Annotated in this window: 1 protein-coding gene; it reads left to right on the top strand. The window is 36.7% G+C overall.

The features are described from left to right. Positions 1 to 13: 13 nt before the first annotated feature. Positions 14 to 996 (top strand): glucosamine-6-phosphate deaminase (gene nagB / locus AST99_RS12875; protein WP_069727855.1); only part of this gene is annotated, 983 nt, incomplete at its 3' end.

Below are 996 nucleotides of genomic sequence, written 5' to 3'. Positions count from 1 at the left end.
AAAAAACAAAATTATGCTAAAAAGTAGTATAGACAAAGCGACCGGATTTGAAAAGCGATTTGAAAACATAGGGACAGTAGTTTTTTCAGATTCAAGTTCAGGCTCCAAAGCTGTAGCTAAGGAAATAGCCGATTTAATTAAGGTTAAACAGTCCCAGAAACAGCCTTGTATTTTGGGGCTTGCTACCGGATCTTCTCCAAAAGGTTTGTACGCAGAATTAGTGAGATTACACAAGGAAGAAGGCTTAAGTTTTAAGAATGTTATTTCTTTTAATTTAGATGAATACTATCCTATGGAGCCGGATTCTGTAAACAGTTATGTGCGTTTCATGAAGGAACTGTTGTTTAATCACGTCGATATTTTACCAGAGAATTGTCACGTTCCCGATGGTACTTTATCCAAAGAAGAGATTGCAAATTATTGTAACGATTACGAAGCTAAAATTGAAGCATTAGGAGGCCTTGATTTACAAATATTAGGTATTGGAGGTAACGGTCATATCGGCTTTAACGAATCTGGATCGTTACAAAACTCTAAAACCCGTTTAGTCGCTCTAGATCATATTACAAGAGTTGCGGCAAGTAGCGATTTCTTAGGATTAAACAATACGCCAAGAACAGCCATTACCTTGGGTGTAAAAATGATTATGGAAGCCCAACGCGTAATTTTAATGGCTTGGGGAGAAGGCAAATCGAACATTATTAAGCAGTCTGTAGAAGGTCAGGTTACTAACCTTGTGCCAGCTTCATTTTTACAAGAACACGATAATGTAACCTTTGTTTTAGATAAAGAATCCTCTTCTAAATTAACGCGTATTAATACGCCTTGGTTGGTCGAGAAAATTGTTTGGACAGATAAGCTGATAAGAAAAGCGGTTTTAGGATTAGCCTTGCATTTAAAGAAACCTATTTTAATGTTAACGGATGCCGATTACATAGAAAATGGGATGAGTGATTTGCTAGCCGATTCTGGACCAGCATACGATATCAATATTAA

It is taken from the genome of Formosa algae (genome assembly GCF_001439665.1).
GTDB classification, from domain to species: Bacteria; Bacteroidota; Bacteroidia; order Flavobacteriales; family Flavobacteriaceae; genus Formosa; species Formosa algae.
Note: the sequence above shows the minus strand (reverse complement) of the source record. Positions and strands in the feature narration are given on the sequence as shown.